The following is a 20944-nucleotide window of genomic DNA, read 5'->3' on the forward strand; positions in this document are numbered from 1 at the left end:
GAGGAAAGCATGTATCTCGGCCTCGATCTGGGCACGTCGGGCGTCAAGGCGCTGTTGATCGATGCAGGTCAGAACGTCATCGGCTCCGGCCATGGTTCGCTCGACGTGTCGCGGCCGCATCCCGGCTGGTCCGAGCAGGATCCGGCCGACTGGATCGGTTCCTGCGAGACGGCGATCGCCGAGCTGAAGGCGTCGCATCCAAAGGAGCTTGCCGCGCTCAAGGGCATCGGCCTCTCCGGCCAGATGCATGGCGCCACTTTGCTCGATGCCGCAGACAAGGTGCTGCGCCCTTGCATCCTGTGGAACGACACGCGCAGCCACGCCGAAGCGGCCGCGCTCGATGCCGATCCACGCTTTCGCGAGCTCACCGGCAACATCGTCTTCCCCGGCTTCACCGCGCCGAAACTCGCCTGGGTGAAGAACAACGAGCCCGATGTTTTCGCCAAGGTGGCGAAGGTGCTTTTGCCCAAGGACTTTCTGCGGCACTGGCTGACCGGCGAGCATATTTCCGAAATGTCGGATTCGGCCGGCACCTCCTGGCTGGATGTCGGCAAGCGGTGCTGGTCCGCCGACCTTCTCGCCGCGACCTCGCTCGACGAGAAGCAGATGCCGTCGCTGGTCGAAGGCACTGCGAAAGCCGGCGGCCTGCGCGCCGAACTGGCCTCGAAATGGGGTGTGTCATCAGGCATCCCGATCGCCGGCGGCGCCGGCGACAATGCGGCCTCGGCCTGCGGCATGGGCACGGTGGGAGCCGGCCACGCCTTCGTCTCGCTCGGCACGTCGGGCGTGCTGTTTGCTGCCAACGCCTCCTACCTACCCAATCCGGCAAGCGCGGTGCACACGTTCTGCCATGCCTTGCCGAATACTTGGCACCAGATGGGCGTCATCCTCTCGGCCACCGATTCGCTCAACTGGCTGTCGGAGATCACGGGCAAGGGCGCTGGCGAACTGACTGCCGAGCTTGGCGATACGCTCAAGGCGCCGAAAGGCGTGTCTTTCCTGCCCTATCTCTCGGGCGAACGCACGCCACACAATGATTCCGCCATTCGCGGCGCGTTCACCGGGCTGGCGCATGAGTCCAGCCGCGCCGTGCTGACCCAGGCGGTGCTCGAAGGCGTCGCCTTCGCTTTCCGCGACAGTCTCGAAGCGTTGAAAAAGGCCGGCACGACCTTGACGCGGGTGACGGCGATCGGCGGCGGTTCGCGCTCGCGCTACTGGTTGAAGGCGATCGCCACCGCGCTGCAGGTGCCGGTTGACATTCCTGCCGAAGGCGATTTCGGCGCCGCCTTCGGTGCGGCCCGGCTCGGGCTGATCGCCGCGGCCGGCGCCGATCCGCTTGCCGTCTGCACTGCGCCGGCCACCGACGCCACGATCGAACCGGATACGGCGCTGATCGGCGCCTATGCAGACGCTTATCACCGCTACCGGTCGCTTTACCCGGCGATCAAGGGCGCCACGGCATGAGCGGGCTTTCGCCCAGGCCGTGGCATCGCGGCTCACTGCGCCGGCACCTTGTCGAGGAAACCGGTGACGCTCTTCAGGCGGCCGTTGTCGATGACGCCGATGTCGGTGCCTTCGATCACGGATTCGGTGCCTTCCGGCCCGAGGTTCCACGAGAAACGGATCGTGTCGCCAAACCCGTCCGGTTTGCCCTTCAGCGAGAAGCGGAAGCCGGCAAAGCGCTGCTGCATGCCGTCGATGAGTGCGGCGACACCGTCGTGGCCGTCGCCTTGCATGATCGGATCACGGTAGCTGACATCCTCGGTGAAGGTCGCTTCCAGCAGAGCCTGCCGGCGGACGGCATCGCTCTCGTTCCAGGCGGTGATGTAGTTTTGGGCGATCGTGTTGAGGTCGGTCATGGTCTGTCTCCTTCGTTGAGTGGCTTTGACACCAGCCTTTTCGACCAGCGGAAGAACGAAACCAATTACGCCTGAGGTAATCAGGGCGAACTATCGAGAGGACAAAAATCATGAGCAGCGGATTTTTCGGCGACATCCAGAGGATCAAGTATGAGGGACCGGATTCGACCAATCCGCTGGCCTACCGGTTCTACAATCCCGACGAGGTGGTGGCCGGCAAGCGGCTGGAAGACCATCTGCGCTTCGCCGTGGCCTACTGGCATTCCTTCGCCTGGCAGGGCGGCGATCCCTTTGGCGGCCAGACCTTCGACCGTCCCTGGTTCGCCAAGGCCGGCGGCATCGACACGATGGAGTTGGCCAAGCTCAAGGCGGACGTCGCATTCGAGATGTTCTCGCTGCTTGGCGCCCCCTATTTCTGCTTCCACGACGCCGATGTCCGGCCGGAGGGCAAAGATTTTTCGGAAAGCGCCGCGCGCCTCGACGAGATCGCCGACTATTTTGCGGGAAAGATGAAGCAGACCGGCGTCAAGCTGCTGTGGGGCACCGCCAACCTGTTCTCGCACCGCCGCTTCATGTCGGGTGCGGCCACCAATCCCGATCCCGATGTCTTTGCCTATGCGGCGGCGACGGTGAAAAGCTGCATCGACGTCACCAAGCGGCTGAAGGGCGAGAACTACGTGCTGTGGGGCGGACGTGAGGGCTACGAGACGTTGCTCAACACCGACCTTGGCCGCGAGCAGGAACAGGCTGGCCGCTTCCTCAGCCTCGTCGTCGACTACAAGCACAAGATCGGCTTCAAGGGCACCATCCTGATCGAGCCGAAGCCGCAGGAGCCGACAAAGCACCAGTACGACTACGATGTCGCGACGGTGTACGGCTTCCTCAAGCGCTTCGGGCTGGAGAAGGAGGTCAAGCTCAACGTCGAGCAGGGCCACGCCATCCTGGCTGGCCATTCCTTCGAGCACGAACTGGCGCTGGCCAATGCGTTGGGCATCTTCGGCTCGATCGATATGAACCGCAACGACTACCAGTCGGGCTGGGACACCGACCAGTTCCCCAACAATGTCCCGGAAATGGCGCTGGCCTTCTACCAGGTCTTGCTGGCCGGCGGCTTCAAGACCGGCGGCACCAATTTCGACGCCAAGCTGCGCCGCCAGTCGCTCGATCCGCAGGACCTGCTGATCGGCCATATCGGTGGCATGGATTCTTGTGCACGCGGGCTCAAGGCCGCCGCCCGCATGGTCGAGGACAAGGCGCTGTCGGGACCGCTGGCCGAACGCTATGCCGGCTGGAATTCGGCCGAGGCCAAGGCGATGCTGTCGGGCAAACGCACGCTGGAGGAGATCGCCGAGCGTGTGGTGAAGAAGAAGATCGAGCCGCAGCCGCGCTCGGGCCGCCAGGAACTGCTCGAGAATATCGTCAACCGCTACGTCTGAGCGCGAAATTTCGTCCATACCCTTTCCAGGGGCGGCCAAGCATTGCTGCCCCGGAACGGCTTTGCGCGATGGGCGGGACCGACGACACGGTTCTGCCCCGCATCGCCCCTCAATCGCCTCGCTCTTGCCTTCAAACAGCCGTCACGGATCTCGTATAAGGATGGCTCCTGTGGCGGGTGAAGAAGAAGGAGGCGAACCGATATGCAGCACGAACGCGAAATCGACGCCCTACTCTCGTCCGGCGAGACCGGATCGATCATCGATCGGCTGATGGCGTTGCCGAGACCTACCGACGATGTGAAGAACGAATGGGATCGCGCTGTCAGCAGCCGATTCGAAGTCCGTCTGGCGAGACAGATGCGCTCGCAGATCGACAACGGCAGCGATCGTCAAAACGCTGCTTGAGCCACCAAAGCGCTCCGCGCTTTGGAATCTTTGTTCCATGCATGTCGTTGTCCCAAAACCGCTACACACTTTTGGGCGACACGCACTATCCCCGGCGCAGCCTGACCGGCGCTTCGCCGAAAGCTCTTGAAAACGCTCTGGAAAACGCTGCGGCGGACGAAAACCCCGTCCGCCCGGCGATGTCTGCCATGGCGACGCGCGTATCGACCACCAGCCGGCGTGCGGCACCCAGCCTGAGCCTGAGGTAATAGGCGCCCGGCGTCTCGCCGATCGACTTGCGAAAAATGCTTTCCAGCGTCCGCGCCGTCACCCCGGCGCGCTTGGCCACCGCGGCGGTGGTCAGCGGCTGGTCGACATGCGCTTCCATCAGCCGGATGGCTTGCGCCAGCCTGGGATCATAGCCGTCAAGGCGGCCAAGCGAGACCAGCGGCTGCGCGTCGGTGGCGGCGCGTGCCTGGTCGTAGATGAACACGCTGGCGACATCGAGCGCCACCGCCATGCCGAGCCGCGTGCGAATCAAATGCAGCATCAGGTCGAAGGTCGGCGAGGCGCCGCCCGAGGTGAAGACGGGACCGTCGATAACGTAGCGGTCGGGGCGCACGTCGACGCCGGGAAAGGCCGACGAAAAATCCTCCATGTCTTCCCAATGGGTGGTGGCGCTGCGCCCTTCCAGCAGGCCGGCGCGTGCGACCAGCCAGGTGCCCGCCTCGACGCCGCCGCAGGCTCGCGCAGCACGCGCCGCGCGGCGCAGGCCGGCAAGCAGCGCCGACGTGGCATAGTTCTGCGTGCCGAAACCGGCGACCACGATAAGCACGTCGGTGACTTCGTTGGCATCGAAGCGGCCGCTGACCGCAACCGGCAGGCCGCAAGTGGTGACCGGCGCCTCACCGGTCACCGAAACCAGTTTGAAGTCGAACAGTGTCTCGCCGGCGATGCGGTTGGCGGCGCGCAGCGGATCGATGGCCGAGGCCACGCACATGATCGACGAGCCTGAAAACACCAGCAGCGTCACCTTGAGCGGTGAACGCTCGGCGCGAAAGATTTCAGATTTTTCGCTTTTGATCATATCCCCTTCGTAAAACGCAAAACAGTTTCCGACAAGTAGCGCAATGTTGTCGTCTGTTTCGATTGGGAGGAAATTTCATGCCGCTCGCAATGAACCGTGAGGTCTTCATTACCTGTGCCGTGACCGGGTCCGGCGGCTCGCAGGACCGCAGCCCGCATGTGCCGCGTTCGCCCAAGCAGATCGCCGATTCGGCGATCGACGCGGCCAAGGCCGGTGCGGCGATCGTCCACTGCCATGTCCGCGATCCCGAGACCGGCAAGCCTAGGCGCGACGTGCATCTCTATCGCGAAGTCACCGAGCGCATCCGCGACGCGAACGTCGACGTGGTGCTAAACCTGACCGCCGGCATGGGCGGCGACATGGTGTTCGGGTCGCCCGAGGCGCCGCTGCCGCTGAATGAAAAAGGCACCGACATGGGCGGCGCCACCAACCGCGTCGAACATGTGCGTCAGTGCCTGCCGGAGATCTGCACGCTGGATTGCGGCACGATGAATTTCGCCGAAGCCGACTATGTCATGACCAACACGCCAGGTATGCTGCGCGCCATGGGCGGCATGATGACGGCGCTCGGCGTCAAGCCGGAGATCGAGGCCTTCGACACCGGCCATCTGTGGTTCGCCAAGCAATTGGTCGAGGAAGAGGTGCTGAAGCCCGACGCGCTGGTTCAGCTCTGCATGGGCGTGCCGTGGGGGGCGCCCGACGACCTCAACACCTTCATGGCCATGGTCAACAACGTGCCGTCGACCTGGAACTGGTCGGCCTTCTCGATCGGCCGCAACCAGATGGCTTATGCTGCCGCCGCGGTGCTGGCCGGCGGCAATGTCCGCGTCGGGTTGGAGGACAATCTGTGGCTCGACAAGGGCGTGCTGGCGACCAATGCGCAACTGGTCGAGCGTGCCGCCAGCATCGTCACCAATCTCGGCGCTAGGATCCTCGGGCCGGAAGAAGCGCGCCAGAAGCTCAACCTGACCAAACGGGCGCCGATCGCCGCGTAGTTTGGAGGGTGTCGAGATGACTACCGTCAAATTCACCGCGATGAAGGATGGCGACAGGGAAGACTATGAGTTCCTGACCACGCATGAGATCGACTACGCTGCCAGGACCGGCGAGCGGCTGCTCGATGCACTGGTGCAGCTCGACGAGGGCCTGTCCGGCTACAAGATCACCCGGCTCGGCCATTCGCTGCAGGCGGCCACCCGCGCCTGGCGTGACGGCGCCGACACGGACTGGATAGCCTGCGCCCTGCTGCACGACATCGGCGACATCTACGCGCCCTACAACCACGACGAATATGCGGCTGCGATCCTAAAACCCTTCGTACGCGAGCAATGCACCTGGGTGGTGGAAAAGCACGGCGATTTCCAGCGCCTCTATTACGCCCATCATCTCGGCGGCAATCCTCACGCGCGCGACCGCTTCGCCGGGCACGCCTACTTCGACGATTGCGACCAATTCTGCGAGCGCTGGGACCAGTCAAGCTTCGACCCCGACAACGAGACGCTGCCGATGGATTTCTTCCGACCTTTCGTGCTCGAAGTCTTTGCCCGCAAGGCCTACGACCCATTGGTCATCCGCGCCGGCGAGCGCGTGCCCCTCATCGATCCAGACATGGCGAACACAAGAACCGGAGCCTCCGCATGAGTATCATCAACAAGGCGGCCGCCATTGGCGGCGGTGTCATCGGCGCCGGCTGGGTGGCGCGGCTGCTCTTGAACGGCATTGACGTGTCGATCTTCGATCCCGATCCAGAAGCCTCCCGCAAGGTCGGCGAAGTGATGAAGGGCGCGCGGCGCGCCTACAAGCAGATGCTGCCCGGCGGCCTGCCCAAGGAAGGCAAGCTCACTTACGCCAAGACCATCGCCGAAGCGGTTTCCGACGCTGACTTCATCCAGGAAAGCGTGCCGGAAAGGCTCGACCTCAAGCACCGCGTGCTGGCCGAGATCGACGCCCATGCACCCGCCAATGCCATCGTCGGCTCCTCGACCTCCGGCATCAAGCCGACCGACATGCAGGTGGCGATGAAGAAGCATCCGGAGAGGCTGGTCGTCGGCCATCCGTTCAATCCGGTCTACCTCTTGCCGATCGTCGAGATCGTCGGCGGCGAGCAGACCTTCCCCGAGGCGATCGAGGTCGCCAGGGAGATCTATGCCTCGATCGGCATGAAGCCGGTGGTGATCCGTAAGGAGATCGAGGCCTTCGTCGGCGACCGCCTGCTCGAAGCGGCCTGGCGCGAAGCGCTGTGGCTGATCAAGGACGGCATTTGCACCGTCGAGGAACTCGACGACATCATGCGCTATGGCTTCGGCCTGCGCTGGGCGCAGATGGGCATGTTCCAGGTCTACCGCGTCGCCGGCGGCGAGGCCGGCATGCGCCACTTTATGGCGCAGTTCGGACCCTGCCTGCAATGGCCGTGGACCAAGCTGATGGACGTGCCGGAGTTCAACGACGAACTGGTCGACCTGATCGCCACCCAGTCGGACGACCAGGCGCACGGGCTGTCGATCCGCGAGCTGGAAAAGATCCGCGACGACAATCTGGTCGCCATCATGGAAGCGCTGTCGAAGCAGAACAAGGGCAAGGGCTGGGGTGCCGGCGCCTTGCACAAGGACTACACTAGGCAGCTGGCCAAGCTGGCAGCGAAGAAGCCGACCGCCTCCAAGGCCGCCGAAAAGGCCAAGGCGAGCAAGCCGGTGAAGAAAACCGAAAAGCCGAAGAAAAAGAAGAAGGGCTGAGACCATGGACTTCGGTCTGTCGGAGGAGCAAAAACTCATCGTCGAGACGACGCGCGCGTTCGTCGAAAACGAGCTTTACCCGCATGAGCAAGAGGTGGAGCGCACCGGCGTGCTGCGCCGCGAGCTGATCGAGGAGATCAAGGTCAAGGCGATCGAGGCCGGGCTCTATGCCGCCAACATGCCAACGGAAGTCGGTGGCGCCGGGCTGGATACGGTGACCTGGCTGCTCTACGAAAAGGAACTCGGCCGCGCCAACTACGCGCTCCACTGGACCTGCGTGGCGCGTCCTTCCAACATTCTTCTGGCCGGTACGCCGGAGCAGCGCGAAAAATATCTGTTCCCATGCATCCGCGGCGAGAAGTGGGACTGCCTGGCGATGACGGAGCCGGGCGCCGGCTCCGACCTGCGTGGCATGAAGGCGACCGCCGTGCAGGACGGCGACGACTGGGTGCTGAACGGCACCAAGCATTTCATCAGCCACGCCGACCTCGCCGACTTCGCCATCGTCTTCATGGCTTCGGGAGAGGAAGAGTCTTCGCGTGGAAAACGCAAGAAGATCACCGCCTTCTTCGTCGACAAGGGCACCAAGGGTTTTACGGTGCGCGACGGCTACCGCAACGTCTCGCATCGCGGCTACACCAACGCCATCCTGGAATTCGACGACTGCCGCTTGCCGGCGAGCCAGGTGCTCGGCGAGGTGCACAAGGGCTTCGATGTCGCCAATTCCTGGCTCGGCGCCACCCGCCTGCAGGTCGGCGCCACCTGTCTCGGCCGCGCCGAGCGTGCGCTTGGCCATGCCGTCGAATATGCCGCCCAGCGCCAGCAATTCGGTCAGCAGATCGGCAAATTCCAGGGCGTGTCGTTCAAGCTCGCCGACATGGCGACCGAATTGAAGGCCGCCGACCTGATGGTGTTCGAAGCCGGCTGGAAGTACGATCAGGGCACCGTCACCGACCAGGACATGGCCATGGCCAAGCTGAAGGCCACCGAGATGCTCGCTTTCGTCGCCGATGAGGCGATCCAGATCCATGGCGGCATGGGCCTGATGGACGACCTACCGCTGGAGCGCATCTGGCGCGACGCCCGCGTCGAGCGCATCTGGGAAGGCACTTCGGAGATTCAGCGACATATTATTTCGCGGGCGCTGCTGCGTCCGTTCGGGGCTTAGAGCATGATCGCCAAAGCCGGATTCCGGTTATTGGAAAAGATCGAGCTCAAACGAAAAGATGACCATGCATAAACTCGAACGTCTCCTGCGCCCAAAATCGGTTGCCGTATTCGGCGGGGCGCAGGCTGCCGCCGTGGTCGCCCAGTCGATCAAGATGGGCTTTGCCGGCGAGATCTGGCCGGTGCACCCGACCAAGGACGAGGTCGCCGGACGCAAGGCCTATCGTTCGGTCGCCGATCTTCCGGGTGCACCCGATGCCGCCTTTGTCGGCGTCAACCGGCATCTTTCCATCGAGGTGGTCAAGGCACTCGCCGAGCGTGGCGCCGGCGGCGCCGTCTGCTTTGCCGCCGGCTTCCTCGAGACGGAAGCCTATGACGAGGATGGCGAGCGTCTGCAGGCCGAGCTGGTCGCCGCCGCAGGCGAAATGCCGATCATCGGCCCGAACTGCTACGGCCTGATCAACTATGCCGACGGTGCGCTTTTGTGGCCCGACCAGCATGGCGGCATCAGGCTGGCCGAGGGCGGCCGAGGCGTCGCTATCATCACCCAGTCGTCCAACATCGCCATCAACATGACGATGCAGAAGCGCGGCCTGCCGATCGCCTTCCTGATGACCGCCGGCAACCAGGCGCAGACGGGCCTGTCCGAAATGGCGCTTGGCCTGATCGAGGACGAGCGCGTCACCTCGCTCGGGCTGCATATCGAGGCCTTCGATTCGGTAGCCGGCTTCGAAAGACTGGCAGCGCGCGCCCGCGAGTTGAAAAAGCCGATCATCGCCATGAAGGTCGGCCGCTCCGAGCAGGCCAGGCAGGCGACCGTCTCGCACACCGCTTCGCTGGCCGGCTCGGACGCCGCCTCGGGCGCGTTCCTGAAGCGGCTGGGCATCGCTCGCGTCGATTCCATCCCCGCCTTCATCGAGGCGCTGAAGCTGCTGCACGTCACCGGCCCGTTGCCTGGTTACCGGCTGTCGTCGATGAGCTGTTCGGGTGGCGAGGCGTCCGTGATGGCCGACAGCGCGGAAGGGCGCTGGGTCAATTTCCCGGAGCTCACCCACAAGCACCGCGCCCATGTCAAATCGACGCTCGGGCCGTTGGTCGCGGTCGCCAACCCGCTCGACTACCACACCTTCATCTGGAACAACGAGCCGGCGATGACCGCCACCTTCACCGCCATGGTGTCGGGCGGCTTCGACCTTAACATGCTGGTGCTCGATTTCCCGCGCCCGGACCGCTGCTCGGATACCGATTGGTGGGCAACCTTGCGCGCTTTCGAATCGGCGCTCAAGACCAACAAGGCGCAAGGCGCGATCGTCTCGTCGCTGCCGGAAAACCTGCCTGAAGAGTACACGGCAGGCCTGATGGCGCGCGGCATGGTGCCATTGTTCGGCATTTCCGAGGCGATGGACGCCGCCCAGGCGGCCGCCTTCATCGGCTGGGCCTGGCGCGAGCCGCAGGCGCAGCCGATCGACACCTCGGCATCGGGCGCGCCGGTAGGCGGCCATGTCACGCCCGACGAGGCCGAAGCCAAGGCGCGACTGATCGAGGCCGGATTGCCGGTGCCGAAAGGCGAGCGTGCCGGCAATGCCGTCGAGGCGGTGATCTCGTCCATGGCGCTCGGCTTCCCCGTGGCGCTGAAGGCTTTGGGCGTCACCCACAAATCCGAGATGGGCGCCGTGTTGCTCAACCTCAAGGATGCCGAATCCGTCAGCACCGCCGCTCATGATCTCGGCCCGCTGGGCACCGGCCTCTATGTCGAGCGCATGGTGCGCGACGGCGTTGCCGAACTGATCGTCGGCTTCACCCGCGACCCGATGTTCGGCGCGGTGATGACGCTGGGCACCGGCGGCGTTCTGGTCGAGCTGCTGCGCGACAGCGTGACGTTGATGCTGCCGGCGACGCGCGACGACATCGAGGCCGCGTTGCGCAGCCTGAAACTCTACCCGCTGCTCGAAGGCTATCGCGGCCGGCCGAAGGCCGATGTCGCTGCGGCCATCGAGGCGATATCGGGCATCGCAGCCTTCGTGCAGCAGAATGCCGGCGAGATCGAGGAACTCGACATCAACCCACTGATCGTCTGCGCCGAAGGCAAGGGCGCCTGGATCGCCGACGCTCTGCTGGTGCTTGGAGAAAAGAAGAATGGCTGACGTCATTTCGACCCGCCGCGAGGGCACGATCCTCGAAGTCACGCTCGATCGGCCGAAGGCCAATGCCATCGACCTCAAGACATCGCGGCTGATGGGCGAGACGTTCAAGGCATTCCGCGACGATCCTGAGTTGCGCGTGGCGATCGTGAAGACCGCCGGCGACAAGTTCTTCTGCGCCGGCTGGGATCTCAAGGCCGCTGCCGGCGGCGATGCTGTCGACGGCGACTATGGCGTCGGCGGCTTTGCCGGCCTGCAGGAATTGCGTGACCTCAACAAGCCGGTCATCGCCTGCGTCAACGGCATGGCGGTCGGCGGAGGCTTCGAGCTGGCGCTGTCCTGCGACCTCATCTACGCCTCGGACCATTCCTCCTTCGCCCTGCCCGAAATCCGCGCCGGCACGCTGGCCGATGCAGCAACGATCAAGCTGCCGAAGCGCATTCCCTATCATGTCGCCATGGATCTTCTGCTCACCGGCCGCTGGATGGATGTCGCCGAGGCGCATCGCTGGGGCCTGGTCAACGAAGTGCTGCCCAAGGAAAAGCTCGAGGACCGCGTCTGGGAGATCGCCCGCCTGCTCGCCAGCGGCCCGCCGCTGGTGTTTGCCGCGATCAAGGAAACGGCGCGTGTTGCCGAGGCGCTGACCTTCCAGGAGGCGATGAACAAGGTGACGCGCCGCCAGCTGCCGACCGTCGATGCCCTCTACGGTTCCGAGGACGGCATGGAAGGTTTTCGCGCTTTTGCCGAAAAACGCGACCCGGTGTGGAAGGGCAGGTAGGACGCAGTCCGTTCAGCAGCCATGACCGACTACAAAACCCTCATCGACGCCGAGACCTGGGCCTTCATCGAGCGCACCAATTCCCATTATCCGCCCGATACGATCGACTACACGATCGCCGAGCAGCGTGCGATCTATGACCGCATGTGCTGGGAATTCTTTGCCGGCTATCCGCAAGGCGTGACGGCTGAAACCACCGTCATCGCAGCGCCCACTCACGACATCCCGATCCGCATCTACCGCAACGCGACGCCGAACCCGGCCGCTATGGTGCTCTATGCCCACGGCGGCGGCTTCATTCTTGGCGGGCTGGACAGCCATGACGATGTCTGCGCCGAACTTTGTGCCCGCACCGGCTACGAGGTGGTCTCTGTCGACTATCGGCTGGCGCCGGAGCATCTTCACCCCGCCGCCTTCGATGATGTATTGGGCGCCTTCGAATGGGCCGCCAAGACTTACAACTGCCCAGTCCTGCTGTGCGGTGACAGCGCCGGCGGCAATCTCTGCGCCACCGTCAGCCATGCGACGCGCGGCCACGCTAGAAAACCGATCGGCCAGGTGCTGATCTATGCGGGCCTTTTCGGCGACCGTTCGAAGGGTTCCTACGTGACGCATGCCGAGGCGCCGATGCTGACGGTGCGCGATATCGAATACTACAAGCATGTCCGCACCGGCGGCGTGGATCGGACCGGCGACATCACCCTGTCGCCGCTCGCCGACGCCGATTTCGCCAACTTGCCGCCGACCGTGCTGATCACCGCCGAATGCGACCCGCTGTCGTCCGACGGCGAAGCCTATCGCGACCGCATCCTTGCCGCCGGCGGGCGGGCCTTCTGGTTCGAGGAGCCGGGGCTGGTGCATGGCTATCTCAGGGCCCGGCACACTGTCGGCCGGGCTCGCGCAAGCTTCACCGGCATCGTCGATGCGGTGTCGGCGCTGGGCAGGGGCGACTGGATATGGTGAAGCCTTCGCCATTTGCGCCGATCCGCAATGACGGCGCCTTGCCGTCAGTCACTTCGATCCAACTGAGCGACCAACGCACGAGCCTTCGTCTCGGCCAATGAACCTTTCCGCCTCCGTCCGCGACTGACGTGAGGTGCCGCATGGTGCGGCCCGGAAAGGAAAGCCCGCCATGACCAGACACCCAGAGGCTCCATGGTCTCCGGGAACAACAGAAGCTCAGCGCGACCACCGCCTTAGGGACGGAGTCGATGCGCTGGGCTTTCCGCTGATTCCGTTGACCCTGCGTAAGAGCCAGCGTATCGTGACCAGGAGGAAAGCAGACAATTCGATCAGGGACGAACGTGACGGAACGCCGCGCCTTGCCCTGATTCGCGCGGCGAGACCGGACGTTTCTCCCGTATCCTGTGGGGGGAATGTCATGTCTCGCGATCACGGCTCGTTCGTGCCCTCTCGCGCTGGCCGTTTGCGCCGCGCAAGGCAAACCGCCAGCGCTTTGCTGGCATTGGCGCTGACCGCCGGCCTGTGGCTGGGCAGCCCTGCCCAAGCGCAGGAAACCCAGATCATCTATCCCGGTTCGATGGCGGTGACCGGATTTTCCGGCACCATCATTCCCGGCTTCGAGGAAGGCCTGCCGCCCGGTGTCGATCCGGTCGACGAAACCTTCATCGACACCACGCGCGCAACCTTGCGCGTTTTCGACGTTTCAGGGCTGGGTGGACCGGCCTCGGGCCAGCTCGTCTACACGCCGCCGCCCTTCGAGGTGACGGCCGAGCAGATCGGCCAGGTGTTCGCCCTTGCCTATGACGACGGCGTGCGCGACGGCGTTCCCTCGGGCATTCCGAACCTCTATGCCGGTGCCACGTCGCTGCACGGCATCCGCATCGTCACGCCTGATGAAGACTCCGACGGACGGCCGGAACGCCAACGCCGCGGCACGGCGGGTGTCACCTTCATGGACGGCCAGTTCGGCATCGAGAACGGCGGCGGTCCCGGCACGATCTGGAAGATCGACGGCATCACCGGCGCCGTGTCCAAATTCTCCGACATCGACACCAACAGCGGTCCCGGCATCGGCGACATCAGCTTCGACGCCATCCACCGCCAGTTCTTCGCCAGCGACCTCGACACCGGCCTCATCCATCGCATCGACGCCAACGGCGCGCTGATCGACAGCTTCGACCACGGCGTTGCCGGGCGCCCGGCGCACGGGCTCGCCCCCGTCGCCGACGACGGCGCGGTGATGGATATCCAGGGGGCTGCCTTCGACAGCGAAGACCCCGACAGCTGGGGCTATACGCAGGACGAACGCCGCGTCTGGTCCGTCGCCTATCATGGTGGCCGGGTTTACTACTCGGTCGGCGAAAAGGCCGAGATCTGGTCGGTGGGCATTGCCCGCGACGGCAGCTTCGCCGGCGATCCGCGCTGGGAGCTGACGGTCAAGGCCGACAAGGACTACGCCGTCACCGACATCGCCTTCGACAACCAGGGCTTCATGTACCTGGCGCAGCGCGGTCCGGTGGAAAACCGCTACGACTACAGCCAGTTCGCCGATTCCGGCAAAGGCGAAGTCATCCGCTACTGGCGCGAGAACCCGGACGATCCCTCGACGGAATCGGTCTGGGTGGAAGCGCCGCAGGAATATGCGGTCGGCTTCCCGCAAGGCAACCGGCAGTCGGCCGGCGGTCTGGACCTGCAATATGGCTATGACGCGGACGGCAATCTCGACACCCGCTCCTGCGCCGACACGCTGGTCAACACCGGCGACAAGTTGCGCGACAATCCGGCATTGGCCGAACAGCTCGCCACCGGCGGGCCATCCGCCGTGCACGGCGTGCAGATCACGCCGACGCCGCTGGTCAAGCCAGCCAACGTGCCGCCCTTCGGCTCGTGGTTCGTCGACTTCGACGGCTATTTCGAAGACCCAGAGGTGGAAGGCCATGTCGGCGACGTCGAGGTCTGGCGCCCCTGCGAGGGCCGTGCCGGCTATTATGAGGAGATTCCGGGCGGCTATCTGCCACCGTTCTATCCGCCGGACTTCCCACCGCCCGGTGATCTGCCTCCATGTCTCGATGTGGAAGACGTCCAGTATTTCTGCACGCCCTCCGGCCTCGAGGCCGATCTCTATCTCCATGACCATGCCGGCTTCGGCGGCGATTCGATCAAGGCTTCGTCCAGGACGCCAGGCGTCGGGGTAACCTCACCCATGTCGCATGCGCCCGGCGCGCCCTACACGATCAACATCACCGGCCATTATCCGGGCGACACCGTCAATGTCGGGCTCTGCTTCTACAGGCAGTCCGACCGCGACAAGGGCGGCTACTTCCCTTGCTGCAAGATGACCGTGCCACTCAGAACGCCAGCCGTCAGCTGCGAACCGTGAGGAGGGAAAGATGATGAATCTCGCACTTTCCCCGCTCGCCCAGAGCAACCGGTCGACCAGCACGCAACCAACCGTCATGGAGACGATCATGAAACCCCTGTCACTCGCCAGGCGCGGCGCGCGCTGGCTGATGGCGGCCGGTATCGCGGTCGCCATGCTGACGCCGGTACAAGGCTTCGCGCAAGACGCTGTCCCGATCAGCCCGGAGCTGAGGCTCGACCTCGACAATTCGCGTGTCGTCAATCCGAGGCCCGACCGGATCGTGCCTTTCTTCACCAAGAAAGGCACTCAAAGAGGCTGCGACTACGTCGTCTATTCGCTGAGCTTCGGCTTGCGCGGCGATCCGCAGGGCTTTGCCGATCCAAGTCTCATAGCCAGACTGAAAAAGATCAGGGTCGACTTCAAGGACCAGCTTCCGCACGGCCTCGAGATCGTCAATGTGAACGTGTCCGGTGACGGCACCGATTCGTCCGGCGGTCCGCTGCCGGGTGCGACGATCAGCACGTCGGCAGATCCGAACGACACGGCGACGGTTTCCGATTTCCGGATTTCCGCCGCCGATCTCGACGGCGTCGGCGCTCCGAACGAGCGCATCATAAATTTCCGCATCACGGCCAAGATCGATCATGCGGCCTTTCCCGCGCCGCCGATCGTCGACAACCAGGGTCTGATCACCGTGACCGCCGGACCAGGCACCGCGAAGATCATCCCGTCGCAGGATCCGAGCAAACCGGATGATGGCGATTTCCTCACCGGCGAAAAGACCTCGATCAAGATCGACCTGACCAAGTGCAACCGGCCGCCGCCACCTCCCGGCAAGGAGTGCTTCAAGGTGGAGCGCGGCAAGGTCGATTGCGTGCCCGGTGGCGGCGCCTTCATCTACCACATGCCGGTTGGCCCGGAGATGGGCGGCAAGTGGGTGCAGGTGTCGACGACGACGCCGGGCATCACCATCATCCCCGACACGCAACTGGTGCCGGCGGGCGGCGGTGTGCTCAACTGGAAGATCGTCGGGACATCGCCCGGCGACGTCATCCACCTCATCGTCACCGGTATCGAGACCTATGCCGGCCCGGAGGAAGGCTGGGGCCTGTGCTGCACGCAGACCATCGACATCGTCATTCCGCGTGACCTCAGATGCCCGCCCGACAAGGAGCCGGACCTCAAGGTCGAGAAGCGCGCGGACGTGACGCGTTGCACGATGGCCGGCGGCTGCGACTTCACCATCAGGGTCACCAATGTCGGCGGCGCGCCCTATCACGGCAAGATCCTCCTCGACGAGGTGACGCTGCCGGCCGGTTCCACGCTCGATTCAGGGCCGAATCCGCCCTGGGTCTGCGTGCCCGGAGCAACGCCGATGACGTGCACCCATCCGGTGACCACGCTCAACCCGGGGGCTTCCGTCGACCTCAAGCTCGGCTTCAAGCCGGCCGGGGGCTGGCAAGGCGGTGCTTTGCGCAACTGCGCCACCTACAATCATGGCGCCAGCGGCAAGCCGTTGTTCGGCAGCCAGCAGAACGATCGCGGCTGCGCCTCGATCCCGATCTGCCGGCGTGGCGATCGTGATCCGGAATGCCGGCCGCCGGTCGAAAAGAAGGTCGACCTGATCCTGAAGAAGCGTGCCCGCATCCCGGTCTGCACGCCCGACGGCATATGCTACTTCGTGATCGACATCATCAACAACGGCAGCGTCCCCTATAACGGGCCGCTGACGGTCATCGACAACTATCCAGGCGGCGCGCCGGCATCCTCGACCTTCGGTCCGAGCCCGCCCTGGACATGCGGACCGAATGGCCCCGGCCAGTTCCGCTGCGACAATGCCGGCATCGTGCTGATGCCGGGCGCCTCGACGCCGATCGTCGTCAAGGCGGTGATGCCGGCCGGATATCAGTCGGACACCGTCGAGAACTGCGCGGCGGTGAAGCCCATCCCCGGTGAGGTCGACCTCACCAACAACAAGGCCTGCGCCAAGGAACGCTTCCGTCATCCCAATGGCGGCAAGCCGACCCTGCGCATCACCAAAGTGTGCAACGGCTCGCTCGCCGGTGCCGCGGTCATCTCGTGCCGCATCACCGTCATCAGCCTCGGCACCGCTGCCCCCACCGGTCCGGTGCGGGTCAACGATGCGGCGACGTTGGTGGCTGGCGGCGCGCCGGTCCAGATCCAGACCGTCACTCCTGACGGCGCGGAATGGGCTTGCGGACCGGTCCCCGCCAATGCGCTGTCGTGCCAGATTCCCGGCGCCGTGATGACGCCCGGAACCTCAAGGCATTTCGACGTGACGGTCTCGGCCAATGGCGAGTTCGAGAACTGCGCGCGCGGCTCCTACGGGCCGGCGCCGGGAGACGACATCGTCTACCCGATCGGCCAGGCTTGCGCCAAGGGCGGCGGGGTCTCCACCATCCGCGTCGAGAAGACTGGCGACAGCGAGTGTCTGCCCGGCCGGCCCTGCACGTTCGAGATCACCATCACGAATGACGGGACGACCCCCTTCTCAGGTCCGGTCCGCATCGGTGATGCGATCGGCGTGGAGGGCCTCGGCAGGCTGGAAGGCGTTGCGATCACCTCGATCGAGCCGCCCTTCGGCTGCTCGCCGGAACCGGCAACCTTGCCCCTGTCCTGCATCGCCAATCTGACGCTCGGCGCCGGGGAAAGCCACGTGCACACTGTCACCGTGGTCATTCCCGACGACGGCCGTCTGGCCAATCTGCAGGGCACGGTCAACGGCCAGAACTGCGTTGGCGTCCTGTCTCCCGACACAAGGGTACAAGGCGGCGGCGACGTGCTTTCTGGCGATCAGGCCAACATCCAGGACGATCGCGGCAAGGCCTATGCCTGTCATCCCTTCACCATCAAGAACGAGGTGGAGAAGGAATGCTCGCAAGGCTTCGTCATGAACAATGCCGGCAGGTGCGTCTGCCCGCCCGGCACCACCTTCCGAAACGGCCAGTGCTCGCCCGGCGGCGGCGTCATCACCGACCCGAAGCCGAAGCCCTGCGTCCTGCTCAAGGGCCAGATCCGCACCGAGGACGGACGTTGCATCTGCCCGCGCGGAACCGAGCTTGAGAATGGTGCCTGCGTGAAGGTCACGCAGGGCTGCACCATCCCCGGTTCGGTCCCGACAGCGGACGGCAACTGCCGCTGCCCCGCCGGCACGCATCTCGACAGGAATGCGAATGCCTGCGTGCGGGACAAGCAGAAGCCCGAGCAGTGCACCATTCGCGGTCAGGTCCATGACGCAGACGGCGATTGCGTCTGCCCGAGGGGGACCGAGGTGCGCGATGGCGCCTGCCGGCCGATCAGGCCGAAACCGGAGCAGTGCACCATTCGCGGCCAGGTCCACAACGCCAACGGCGATTGTGTCTGCCCGAAAGGAACTGAGGTGCGCAATGGTGCCTGTCGCCCGGTCCGGCCAAAGCCGGAGCAGTGCACGATCCGCGGCCAGGTCCACGACTCCAACGGCAATTGCGTCTGCCCGAAGGGTACGGAGATCCGCAATGGCGCCTGCCGGCAGAAGAAGCCTCAGCTGGAGCAGTGCACCATCCGCGGCCAGGTGCATAACAAGCGCGGCGAATGTGTCTGCCCGCGTGGCACCGAGGTCCGTGACGGCGCTTGCCGCAAGGTTCGGCAGGAATGCGCGCCGGGCTCGCAGCTGATCAACGGCGAATGCCAGCCGATCATTATCAGGCGCTGCCCCTCCGGGACGACTGGAAGATATCCGAACTGCGTGCCGATCCGCAGGCAGCCGGAGATCAACCCGAACCTGCTGCTCAATCCGAACATCCTCCAGCAGGTCCTGCCAAGGCGCGCGCCGCAGGTGGACCAGCAGGATCCGGCCACCCTGAACTCCAAGCCGTAATCCTGGCACCAAAAGACCAAACCCCGCCGGAGCAATCCGGCGGGGTTTTTCGTGGCTTGATTGATTGCGTGAACCTTGATGCGGCAAGCGGCGACCAACGCCTGAAGGAACACATCAGGAGAGAGATATGTCTTCAGTCAGCTACGCCTTTCGCAATACGGTTGCGACCGTTGCCTTGCTCGCAGCCGGACTAGCCACCACCTCCGCCTTCGCCGAACAGGCCAACATCAAGTCGATGTCCTTCGACACGCAGAGCGTCAACACCACCCTCCATGTCGTCTCGAGCGACAAGCAGAAATGGGATACGCTGAAGAGCGGCACAGTCCAGTTCTGGGGCCACATGAAGATCAATACACGCTGGCCCGGCTATGTTCAGGATGTCGGCGTCGCACTCGGCGTCTGCGGACCCGGCCAATGCGGCGTTTTTCCGCCGATCTGGAGCGACGCGCCGGTCAGCCGCGACTACGACCACCAGGAAAACTTCGCCTTTGACCCGTCCAAAATACCGCTGTCGTCCGATACCGGCATTGCCGTCGTGCCCTATGGCGACCAGATCATCGCCAAGTGCAACCAGCACCTGCAAGCCGACGGACCGACGAAATCCTACACGTTCAACCACACTTTTCACGCCAGCTTCACGGCGCTTACCGACAAGGCGCTCGACATGGACAATGCCGTCGCCGAAACCCAGCCGGGCAGCTGGCCTTATCCACTCTTCAACTCGCACTACGCCGAGCACGGCACGTTCCAGGTCCAAATCGTCTGCGATCCGGTGATCAAGCCCGCGGTCCAGGACGTCGCTGCCGATTTCGGCAAGTTCGAGGTCGACAACGTCAAGCTGTTCTTGACCACCTACCAGTCCAATCAACCGGGCTCGACGCCCGGCACGGTCTGCCCCTCGCTGAAGGTTACCAGCCGGGCGCAGGCCAACCAGGCCGGGCCGGTCTCTATGCGCATCTGGCGACAGAAGGACGGCGGACCGATCACCTCCGAGTTCAAGCAGGCGTGGGCGTCATATGACGCGGCCAAGAACGGCTATTTCGCGACCTACGAGAAATGGGAGAATGTCGGCGCAACTGCCTACTTCCAGTATAAGACCGAAATCGTCGGCAATGGTCCGTTCGAACCCTTCGACGGCTGGAAGGACATCACGGTGCATTGTACCGGCGCCGGCGGCGGCGGCTTCACCGACGCACCGCAGGCCGATCCCGACAACCCGCCGGCAAAGGCCGATTGGCAGGGCGAAGTGACCTTTTCCGATAGTGCCGGAGGAAAGAAACTGTGCCCACGCAAGGGCCAGGTCGCATTCGAAGTGAGCCGCGACGAGCCCGGCGCGTTCCACTACAGGATCAGCTGCTCGAACGGCGCCTTCTTCACCGGAACCAAGGTCGCCTTCAACGATGGCGGTGCGTTCAAGGCGAGCGCTTTCCACGATCTCAGCATCGTCAGAACCCGCGCGATCCAGTGCACGCTGCAGGAGATCAAGCAGAATGGCACCATCGCCACCGTCGATACGGACAAGGAGGATTTCACCTGCATAAAGCGCACCTTCGAACCGGAGGCCGACGATCTTGTCTCCAGCACGCGTCCGGACTTCGGCAAGCCCAGGCAGCCTCCGGTGGTGGTCGATCCAGGCCGCAAATGCCTGCCCGGCCAGAAACAGGTGGGTAGCAAATGCATCGACAGGCCGCTCGTTGCCGCGTGCAAAAGCACCGAGAAGCTCGTCAACGGCAGGTGCATCGGCGTCAGCATCCACTGCCTGCCGGGCTATCGTCAGCTCGGCTTGAAATGCGTGAAGAACCCGGTGATCGCCGACAAATGCAGGCGCGACGAACTGCGCATCAACGGCAAATGCGTGCGCAAGCCTCCCGTCATCATCGACTGCAAGCGCGGCTACCATCTGGTCGGCAAGGCGTGCGTGAAGGACGCGATCATCACCACTGGCTGCCGGGCAACCGAAAAGCTGGTGCGTGGACATTGCGTGCCCAAGCCGGGCGTGACGGACTTGCAGAAGTTGAAGCAAGGCAGGCCCAGGTCTCTTCTGCCGGGGCAGGCCAAGCTGCGGCGGTAGGCGAACTGAAATCCTGACGCATAGGAAGGAGAGAGGCGGCTGAGGCTGCCTCTCTTCTTGTGTGGAGAACGCACCGGCGCCGGATTT

Annotated in this window: 15 protein-coding genes; 13 read left to right on the forward strand and 2 right to left on the reverse strand. The window is 64.3% G+C overall.

Annotated elements, in window-relative coordinates; translation table 11 throughout:
* The first annotated feature begins 9 nt into the window (after positions 1–9).
* Positions 10–1464 carry a xylulokinase gene (gene xylB, locus ACFX5Q_RS01700; RefSeq protein ID WP_404274867.1) on the forward strand — a complete coding sequence of 485 codons (1455 nt, stop codon included), beginning with the start codon at positions 10–12 and terminating at the stop codon, positions 1462–1464.
* Positions 1465–1496: 32 nt separating this feature from the next.
* Here the strand turns inward: xylB and ACFX5Q_RS01705 are convergent, their stop codons facing one another.
* On the reverse strand, positions 1497–1859 hold the full coding sequence (locus ACFX5Q_RS01705; protein ID WP_404274869.1) for a nuclear transport factor 2 family protein: 363 nt from the start codon (positions 1857–1859) through the stop codon (positions 1497–1499).
* A 110-nt stretch (positions 1860–1969) separates the two neighbouring features.
* Here ACFX5Q_RS01705 and xylA point away from each other — a divergent pair, with 110 nt between their 5' ends.
* A complete protein-coding gene (gene xylA / locus ACFX5Q_RS01710; RefSeq protein ID WP_404274871.1) occupies positions 1970–3295 on the forward strand; it encodes a xylose isomerase in 1326 nt (441 codons plus the stop codon).
* Between the two features lie 201 nt (positions 3296–3496).
* Positions 3497–3700 carry a hypothetical protein gene (locus ACFX5Q_RS01715; protein WP_006202320.1) on the forward strand — a complete coding sequence of 68 codons (204 nt, stop codon included), beginning with the start codon at positions 3497–3499 and terminating at the stop codon, positions 3698–3700.
* Positions 3701–3785: 85 nt separating this feature from the next.
* Here ACFX5Q_RS01715 and ACFX5Q_RS01720 read toward each other — a convergent pair whose 3' ends face one another.
* Positions 3786–4766 (reverse strand): GlxA family transcriptional regulator, encoded by a 981-nt coding sequence (locus tag ACFX5Q_RS01720; protein ID WP_404274873.1) that lies wholly within the window; start codon positions 4764–4766, stop codon positions 3786–3788.
* Positions 4767–4843: 77 nt separating this feature from the next.
* Between ACFX5Q_RS01720 and ACFX5Q_RS01725 the strand changes: the two genes are divergently transcribed.
* The 10 genes from ACFX5Q_RS01725 to ACFX5Q_RS01770 all read left to right on the forward strand — a co-directional run bounded on the left by ACFX5Q_RS01725 (position 4844) and on the right by ACFX5Q_RS01770 (position 20857).
* Positions 4844–5761, forward strand: a complete 918-nt coding sequence (locus tag ACFX5Q_RS01725) for a 3-keto-5-aminohexanoate cleavage protein (RefSeq protein WP_404274875.1) — start codon at positions 4844–4846, stop codon at positions 5759–5761.
* A gap of 16 nt (positions 5762–5777) precedes the next feature.
* Positions 5778–6407: an HD domain-containing protein gene (locus tag ACFX5Q_RS01730; RefSeq protein ID WP_404274876.1), complete on the forward strand. Its 630-nt coding sequence runs from the start codon at positions 5778–5780 to the stop codon at positions 6405–6407.
* Positions 6404–7498, forward strand: coding sequence for a carnitine 3-dehydrogenase (locus ACFX5Q_RS01735; RefSeq protein WP_404274878.1), 1095 nt, complete (start codon positions 6404–6406; stop codon positions 7496–7498). Before ACFX5Q_RS01730 ends, ACFX5Q_RS01735 begins: the two co-directional genes overlap by 4 nt.
* A 4-nt stretch (positions 7499–7502) precedes the next feature.
* Positions 7503–8666 carry an acyl-CoA dehydrogenase family protein gene (locus ACFX5Q_RS01740; protein WP_404274880.1) on the forward strand — a complete coding sequence of 388 codons (1164 nt, stop codon included), beginning with the start codon at positions 7503–7505 and terminating at the stop codon, positions 8664–8666.
* Between the two features lie 64 nt (positions 8667–8730).
* Positions 8731–10809 carry an acetate--CoA ligase family protein gene (locus tag ACFX5Q_RS01745; RefSeq protein ID WP_404274882.1) on the forward strand — a complete coding sequence of 693 codons (2079 nt, stop codon included), beginning with the start codon at positions 8731–8733 and terminating at the stop codon, positions 10807–10809.
* Complete coding sequence (locus ACFX5Q_RS01750; protein WP_120011890.1) at positions 10802–11584, forward strand: carnitinyl-CoA dehydratase; 783 nt, start codon at positions 10802–10804, stop codon at positions 11582–11584. Before ACFX5Q_RS01745 ends, ACFX5Q_RS01750 begins: the two co-directional genes overlap by 8 nt.
* Positions 11585–11605: 21 nt before the next feature.
* A complete protein-coding gene (locus ACFX5Q_RS01755) occupies positions 11606–12547 on the forward strand; it encodes an alpha/beta hydrolase (RefSeq protein ID WP_404274884.1) in 942 nt (313 codons plus the stop codon).
* A gap of 418 nt (positions 12548–12965) precedes the next feature.
* Positions 12966–14927 carry a hypothetical protein gene (locus ACFX5Q_RS01760; RefSeq protein ID WP_404274886.1) on the forward strand — a complete coding sequence of 654 codons (1962 nt, stop codon included), beginning with the start codon at positions 12966–12968 and terminating at the stop codon, positions 14925–14927.
* 10 nt (positions 14928–14937) lie between these two features.
* The gene (locus ACFX5Q_RS01765; RefSeq protein WP_404274888.1) at positions 14938–18786 is read left to right on the forward strand and encodes a hypothetical protein; all 3849 of its coding nucleotides are present in this window, start codon (positions 14938–14940) and stop codon (positions 18784–18786) included.
* Between the two features lie 127 nt (positions 18787–18913).
* The gene (locus ACFX5Q_RS01770; protein WP_404274889.1) at positions 18914–20857 is read left to right on the forward strand and encodes a hypothetical protein; all 1944 of its coding nucleotides are present in this window, start codon (positions 18914–18916) and stop codon (positions 20855–20857) included.
* The last annotated feature ends 87 nt before the right edge of the window (positions 20858–20944 follow it).

Source organism: Mesorhizobium sp. IMUNJ 23033, from assembly GCF_044778005.1.
Classification (GTDB): domain Bacteria; phylum Pseudomonadota; class Alphaproteobacteria; order Rhizobiales; family Rhizobiaceae; genus Mesorhizobium; species Mesorhizobium amorphae_A.